Origin of the sequence: Microbacterium sp. S308A+, assembly GCF_049800815.1 — a bacterium.
GTDB lineage: Bacteria > Actinomycetota > Actinomycetes > Actinomycetales > Microbacteriaceae > Microbacterium.
Window position 1 is genome coordinate 271,257 of sequence record NZ_JBNAFT010000004.1, and the last position, 7,948, is coordinate 279,204.

At 59.5% G+C, this 7,948-nt stretch carries 2 protein-coding genes and 3 rRNA genes; all 5 read left to right on the forward strand.

The window, feature by feature from the left end:
• Nucleotides 1-1,305, forward strand: coding sequence for a tyrosine--tRNA ligase (gene tyrS / locus ACP15J_RS12440; RefSeq protein ID WP_424937312.1), 1,305 nt, complete (start codon nucleotides 1-3; stop codon nucleotides 1,303-1,305).
• Between the two features lie 28 nt (nucleotides 1,306-1,333).
• Nucleotides 1,334-2,182 carry a DUF4184 family protein gene (locus ACP15J_RS12445; protein WP_424937313.1) on the forward strand — a complete coding sequence of 283 codons (849 nt, stop codon included), beginning with the start codon at nucleotides 1,334-1,336 and terminating at the stop codon, nucleotides 2,180-2,182.
• 490 nt (nucleotides 2,183-2,672) lie between these two features.
• A 16S ribosomal RNA gene (locus ACP15J_RS12450) occupies nucleotides 2,673-4,197 on the forward strand.
• A gap of 381 nt (nucleotides 4,198-4,578) precedes the next feature.
• Nucleotides 4,579-7,681, forward strand: a 23S ribosomal RNA gene (locus ACP15J_RS12455).
• 101 nt (nucleotides 7,682-7,782) lie between these two features.
• Nucleotides 7,783-7,899, forward strand: a 5S ribosomal RNA gene (gene rrf, locus ACP15J_RS12460).
• The 16S, 23S and 5S rRNA genes sit together here, the layout of an rRNA operon.
• Nucleotides 7,900-7,948: the final 49 nt, after the last annotated feature.

Below are 7,948 nucleotides of genomic sequence, written 5' to 3' on the forward strand. Positions count from 1 at the left end.
GTGTCCAACCCTGAGCTGACGACCGCGGAGCCGGCGATCGATCCCACGTTCGAGAACGTGTGGGACGAGCTGGTCTGGCGCGGACTCGTCCACGTGTCGACCGACCAGGAGGCGCTGCGCGCCCTTCTCGCGGGGCCGGCGATCACGTATTACTGCGGGTTCGACCCCACCGCCCCCAGCCTGCACCTCGGCAATCTGGTGCAGCTGCTCACGATGCGCCGGCTGCAGCTGGCCGGGCATCGACCGCTCGGCCTCGTCGGCGGGTCGACCGGCCTCATCGGCGATCCTCGGCCGACGGCGGAGCGCACGCTGAACACGCCCGAGACCGTCGCCGAATGGGTAGGTCGCCTCCGCGGGCAGGTCGAGCGCTTCCTCAGCTTCGAGGGAGAGAACGCCGCGCGGATCGTGAACAACCTCGACTGGACGGCGCCGCTGAGCGCGATCGACTTCCTCCGCGAGGTCGGCAAGCACTTCCGTGTCGGCACGATGCTGAAGAAGGACGCCGTCGCGGCGCGCCTGAACTCCGACGCGGGGATCAGCTACACCGAGTTCAGCTACCAGATCCTGCAGAGCCTCGACTACCTCGAGCTCTACCGGCAGTACGGCTGTGTGCTTCAGACCGGCGGGTCCGACCAGTGGGGCAACCTCACCAGCGGCACCGACCTCATCCATCGCGTCGAGGGTGTCTCGGTGCATGCGATCGGCACGCCGCTGATCACCAACAGCGACGGGACCAAGTTCGGCAAGAGCGAGGGCAACGCCATCTGGCTCGACCCCGAGATGTGCAGCCCCTACCGGATGTACCAGTTCTGGCTCGGCACGGCGGACGCGGACGTGATCGACCGGCTCAAGGTGTTCACCTTCCTGACCCGCGCGGAGATCGAGGAGTATGCGGCCCTCGTCGAGGCGGAGCCGTTCCGGCGGGCGGCGCAGAGGCGACTCGCGCAGGAGGTCTGCACGACTGTGCACGGAGCGGAGGCGACAGCGGCGGTGATCGCCGCCTCCGAGGCGCTGTTCGGCCAGGGCGATCTGTCCGTGCTGGACCCCGAGACGCTGCGGAGCGCGCTCGAGGAGCTGCCGAACGCCCGGCTGGCGGCGGGCGGCCTCGTGGTCGACGCTCTCGTCAAGACGGGGCTGGTCTCGAGCCTGTCCGAGGCGCGGCGGGCGATCGGCCAGGGAGGCGTGTCGCTCGACGGGGTCCGTGTCGAAGACGAGGCGACGACCATCTCCCTCAGCCTTCCGGGCGGTGTCTCTGTGCTGCGGCGCGGCAAGAAGACGCTGGCCGGGATCCTGCCGGTGAGCTGATCCGGCCGGCCGGGGATCGGAGGAGGCAATGCCGTTCACGGTCAGCCATGCGGCGGTGGCACTTCCGTTCGCGCGGACCAGGGTCGTGCCGGCCGCGGTCGCCGTCGGCGCGATGACGCCGGACCTTCCGCTGTTCCTCCGCCTGAACGGCCCGCTCTACGGGGCCTCACACGACCTGCTGATGCTGCCGGCGACGATGATCGTCGCTTTCGGGCTGCTGCTCGTCTGGTGGCTGCTGCTCCGTCCCGCGGTCCGTGCCCTTGCGCCGGCTTGGCTCGCGACGCGTCTGCCGGACCGATGGGACGAGCGGGGACGGAGCGTCCTGCGTACCGCGATTCCCACAGCCGGAAGCGCGTGCTGGCTTGCACTCGCCCTCGCGGTGGGCGTCGTCAGCCATATCGTGTGGGACGCGTTCACCCACGAGGGGCGGTTCGGGTCGCTGCTCGTCCCGGCGCTCGGCGCGCTGTGGGGGCCGCTGCCCGGATACAGGTGGCTGCAGTACGGCACAGGCGCGCTGGGGCTCACGGTCCTCGCGGTCGGAGGGGTGCTCTGGCTGCGTGGCCGTCCTCCACGTCCGTTGTCGCGGCGGGCGACACGGCCGATCCGTGCGGGGTGGATGCTGGCGCTTCCTGCGCTGCTCGTGATCGCCTGGGTCATCGGGACCGTGATCTACGGGCCGCCCGATGCCGACTTCACCGTCCGCCATCTGGCGTATCGAGTGCTTCCGCCTGCGTGTGCGGTCTGGGCGGTGCTCACCCTGGTCCTGTGCGTCGTCGTGGCCCGGCCGGACAGGGCCGCCCACGACCCGATGCGCGGAGCGCGTGCGACACGCCCGGTCGAGGGCCCCGATTTGCCGGGGACTCCCGGATCCGCGTAGATTCTTACCCGTTCGCCCCAAAGGGTCGAGCGGAAGGCCGGAAGGCCTGGCTCCCTCAAGCAGCGAACACCCGCCCACCTCCTCGGAGGACAGGAATCGTCCTGGAAGGGCAGCCGTCCGCTAGGATCGTCGATTTGACAGACCTGCCGGGAGGGCTATGCTAGAGAAGTTGCCCCGCGAGGGGCAGTGATTCCGGTCTGGCCTCACGGTGCGTCGGTTTGACAGCCTGAGCGAGACGGATAAGATAGAGAAGTTGCCCTGAAGGGAAGGCTGAGAGGCCTGAACGCAGGAGCATCCGTTCCTTGAGAACTCAACAGCGTGCACTTGTCAAATGCCAAGTAACCTCGCCTCGGCTTCGGCTGGGGGAGATTCCTTTGGATCGAAGACCACTCTTTTTGGGTGGCATTGGATGAAGTCAGTTGATTTTGTCTCTTTGGTCAGTTTCGAACTCGCTGCGGCCTCGTTTTCCCGGGGTTGTATGCATTTTTTCTTTACGGAGAGTTTGATCCTGGCTCAGGATGAACGCTGGCGGCGTGCTTAACACATGCAAGTCGAACGATGAACCCTTAGCTTGCTTTGGGGGATTAGTGGCGAACGGGTGAGTAACACGTGAGCAACCTGCCCTTCACTCTGGGATAAGCGCTGGAAACGGCGTCTAATACTGGATATGAGACGCAACCGCATGGTTAGTGTTTGGAAAGATTTTTTGGTGGAGGATGGGCTCGCGGCCTATCAGCTTGTTGGTGAGGTAATGGCTCACCAAGGCGTCGACGGGTAGCCGGCCTGAGAGGGTGACCGGCCACACTGGGACTGAGACACGGCCCAGACTCCTACGGGAGGCAGCAGTGGGGAATATTGCACAATGGGCGGAAGCCTGATGCAGCAACGCCGCGTGAGGGATGACGGCCTTCGGGTTGTAAACCTCTTTTAGCAGGGAAGAAGCGTGAGTGACGGTACCTGCAGAAAAAGCGCCGGCTAACTACGTGCCAGCAGCCGCGGTAATACGTAGGGCGCAAGCGTTATCCGGAATTATTGGGCGTAAAGAGCTCGTAGGCGGTCTGTCGCGTCTGCTGTGAAATCCCGAGGCTCAACCTCGGGCCTGCAGTGGGTACGGGCAGACTAGAGTGCGGTAGGGGAGATTGGAATTCCTGGTGTAGCGGTGGAATGCGCAGATATCAGGAGGAACACCGATGGCGAAGGCAGATCTCTGGGCCGTAACTGACGCTGAGGAGCGAAAGGGTGGGGAGCAAACAGGCTTAGATACCCTGGTAGTCCACCCCGTAAACGTTGGGAACTAGTTGTGGGGTCCTTTCCACGGATTCCGTGACGCAGCTAACGCATTAAGTTCCCCGCCTGGGGAGTACGGCCGCAAGGCTAAAACTCAAAGGAATTGACGGGGACCCGCACAAGCGGCGGAGCATGCGGATTAATTCGATGCAACGCGAAGAACCTTACCAAGGCTTGACATACACGAGAACGGGCCAGAAATGGTCAACTCTTTGGACACTCGTGAACAGGTGGTGCATGGTTGTCGTCAGCTCGTGTCGTGAGATGTTGGGTTAAGTCCCGCAACGAGCGCAACCCTCGTTCTATGTTGCCAGCACGTTATGGTGGGAACTCATGGGATACTGCCGGGGTCAACTCGGAGGAAGGTGGGGATGACGTCAAATCATCATGCCCCTTATGTCTTGGGCTTCACGCATGCTACAATGGCCGGTACAAAGGGCTGCAATACCGTGAGGTGGAGCGAATCCCAAAAAGCCGGTCCCAGTTCGGATTGAGGTCTGCAACTCGACCTCATGAAGTCGGAGTCGCTAGTAATCGCAGATCAGCAACGCTGCGGTGAATACGTTCCCGGGTCTTGTACACACCGCCCGTCAAGTCATGAAAGTCGGTAACACCTGAAGCCGGTGGCCTAACCCTTGTGGAGGGAGCCGTCGAAGGTGGGATCGGTAATTAGGACTAAGTCGTAACAAGGTAGCCGTACCGGAAGGTGCGGCTGGATCACCTCCTTTCTAAGGAGCATCTGACACTTTCGGGTGTCCAGAACCCAGGTCGAATCCGAATGTGGTTCGCTGGGGCTCATGGGTGGAACGTTTGACATGGCATCAGCGCAGTTTGTTTCTCTGAGTACGCCGTTCGCGGTGGGAAAGGGGGGATGGGTGAGCGGGGTGTCTGCACGCTGTTGGGTCCTGAGGGACCGGATGTGAGTCCGTTCCTCTGGGCCTCTTGCTGTCTTCCTTTGTGGGAGGTGGGGAGGGGTGCCGCCCGTACTTTGAGAACTACACAGTGGACGCGAGCATCTTCGACATGGCCCTTTGGGGTTGTGTCGTTTTGATGATCTTAAAGATCATTAGTCAATTTCGAATTTTTCGATTCTTGATGAACTCATGTGATTTCAAGTCTTTAAGAGCAAACGGTGGATGCCTTGGCATCTGGAGCCGAAGAAGGACGTAGCAATCTGCGATAAGCCTCGGGGAACTGATAAGCGAGTTTTGATCCGAGGATGTCCGAATGGGGAAACCCCGCTGGGCGGCGTGCCGACCTAGTGACTCCCGCCTGAATATATAGGGCGGGTAGAGGGAACGTGGGGAAGTGAAACATCTCAGTACCCACAGGAAGAGAAAGCAACCGCGATTCCGTTAGTAGTGGCGAGCGAAACCGGATCAGGCTAAACCGGGTGTGTGTGATAGCCGGCAGGCGTTGCATGCTCGGGGTTGTGGGACATACCTGATTTTTCTGCCGAAGGATCGACGTGACAGAAGCGTATAGACGAACGGTCTTGAAAGGCCGGTCATAGAGGGTGCCAACCCCGTAGTCGAAATGCGTGTTCTGGCGTGGTGTGTATCCCAAGTAGCACGGGGCCCGAGAAATCCCGTGTGAATCTGTCAGGACCACCTGATAAGCCTAAATACTCCCAGATGACCGATAGCGGACAAGTACCGTGAGGGAAAGGTGAAAAGTACCCCGGGAGGGGAGTGAAATAGTACCTGAAACCGTTTGCTTACAAACCGTTGGAGCACCCCTGGTAGGTGTGACAGCGTGCCTTTTGAAGAATGAGCCTGCGAGTTAGTGATATGTGGCGAGGTTAACCCGTGTGGGGTAGCCGTAGCGAAAGCGAGTCTGAATAGGGCGTTTTAGTCGCATGTCCTAGACCCGAAGCGAAGTGATCTATCCATGGCCAGGCTGAAGCGACGGTAAGACGTCGTGGAGGGCCGAACCCACTTAGGTTGAAAACTGAGGGGATGAGCTGTGGATAGGGGTGAAAGGCCAATCAAACTTCGTGATAGCTGGTTCTCTCCGAAATGCATTTAGGTGCAGCGTTGCGTGTTTCTTGCCGGAGGTAGAGCTACTGGATGGCCGATGGGCCCTACAAGGTTACTGACGTCAGCCAAACTCCGAATGCCGGTAAGTGAGAGCGCAGCAGTGAGACTGTGGGGGATAAGCTTCATAGTCGAGAGGGAAACAACCCAGACCACCAACTAAGGTCCCTAAGCGCGTGCTAAGTGGGAAAGGATGTGGAGTTGCTCAGACAACCAGGAGGTTGGCTTAGAAGCAGCCACCCTTGAAAGAGTGCGTAATAGCTCACTGGTCAAGTGATTCCGCGCCGACAATGTAACGGGGCTCAAGCACGCCACCGAAGTTGTGGCATTGACATTATTGGTAGGCCTTCGTGGTCCAGCCGTGTTGATGGGTAGGAGAGCGTCGTGTGGCGAGTGAAGCGGCGGTGTGAACCAGCCGTGGACGCTACACGAGTGAGAATGCAGGCATGAGTAGCGAAAGACGTGTGAGAAACACGTCCTCCGGAAGACCAAGGGTTCCAGGGTCAAGCTAATCTTCCCTGGGTAAGTCGGGACCTAAGGCGAGGCCGACAGGCGTAGTCGATGGACAACGGGTTGATATTCCCGTACCGGCGAAGAACCGCCCAAGCTAATCCAGTGGTGCTAAGCGCCCAAACCAGTGCATCGTCACCTTCGGGTGGCACCGTGCTGGGGAGCGCGCGACCCCATGCTGGTGCGGCTAGCGTATTAACAGGTGTGACGCAGGAAGGTAGCCCAAGCCAGGCGATGGTTGTCCTGGTGCAAGTGCGTAGGCCGAACGGTAGGCAAATCCGCCGTTCATGCAGGCTGAGACACGATGCGGATGAAAAGTGGGTGATCCTATGCTGCCGAGAAAAGCATCGACGCGAGGTTCTAGCTGCCCGTACCCCAAACCGACTCAGGTGGTCAGGTAGAGAATACCAAGGAGATCGAGAGAATCGTGGTTAAGGAACTCGGCAAAATGCCCCCGTAACTTCGGGAGAAGGGGGGCCATCCACTTATTAGGATTTACTCCGAAAGGGTGTGGTGGCCGCAGAGACTAGTGGGTAGCGACTGTTTACTAAAAACACAGGTCCGTGCCAAGTCGCAAGACGATGTATACGGACTGACGCCTGCCCGGTGCTGGAAGGTTAAGAGGACGGGTTAGCTTCGGCGAAGCTCAGAATTTAAGCCCCAGTAAACGGCGGTGGTAACTATAACCATCCTAAGGTAGCGAAATTCCTTGTCGGGTAAGTTCCGACCTGCACGAATGGCGTAACGACTTCCCAACTGTCTCAACCGCGAACTCGGCGAAATTGCATTACGAGTAAAGATGCTCGTTACGCGCAGCAGGACGGAAAGACCCCGTGACCTTTACTACAGCTTGGTATTGGTGTTCGGTGTGGCTTGTGTAGGATAGGTGGGAGACTTTGAAGCGTGGACGCCAGTTCATGTGGAGTCATTGTTGAAATACCACTCTGGTCACTCTGGATATCTAACTTCGAACCGTGATCCGGTTCAGGGACAGTGCCTGGTGGGTAGTTTAACTGGGGCGGTTGCCTCCCAAAGAGTAACGGAGGCGCCCAAAGGTTCCCTCAACCTGGTTGGCAATCAGGTGTCGAGTGTAAGTGCACAAGGGAGCTTGACTGTGAGACTGACAGGTCGAGCAGGGACGAAAGTCGGGACTAGTGATCCGGCAGTGGCTTGTGGAAGCGCTGTCGCTCAACGGATAAAAGGTACCTCGGGGATAACAGGCTGATCTTGCCCAAGAGTCCATATCGACGGCATGGTTTGGCACCTCGATGTCGGCTCGTCGCATCCTGGGGCTGGAGTAGGTCCCAAGGGTTGGGCTGTTCGCCCATTAAAGCGGTACGCGAGCTGGGTTTAGAACGTCGTGAGACAGTTCGGTCCCTATCCGCTGCGCGCGTAGGAAGTTTGAGAGGATCTGACCCTAGTACGAGAGGACCGGGTTGGACGAACCTCTGGTGTGCCAGTTGTTCCGCCAGGAGCACCGCTGGTTAGCTACGTTCGGGATGGATAACCGCTGAAAGCATCTAAGCGGGAAGCCGGCCTCAAGATGAGACTTCCATCACCTTCGGGTGGAGAGGCTCCCAGCCAGACTACTGGGTTGATAGGCCAGATGTGGAAGCACGGTAACGTGTGCAGCTGACTGGTACTAATAAGCCGATGACTTGATAACACACCGTTCTTGGTGCTTGCGTCCACTTTGTGGTTCTCGACGTATGGTCGGGAACCACACAACATCTTGTGTTGTGTGTATGACTGAAACGTCAATAGTGTTTCGGCGGCCATAGCGTGAGGGAAACGCCCGGTCACATTCCGAACCCGGAAGCTAAGCCTCACAGCGCCGATGGTACTGCAGGGGGGACCCTGTGGGAGAGTAGGACACCGCCGGACTCCCTTTACGGAATGGCCACCCAGAGATGGGTGGCCATTCTGCGTTAAC

Excerpts from the sequence above, each read along its gene's own strand:
- ACP15J_RS12445 (WP_424937313.1), top strand. The coding sequence starts at position 1,334 with ATGCCGTTCACGGTCAGCCATGCGGCGGTGGCACTTCCGTTCGCGCGG.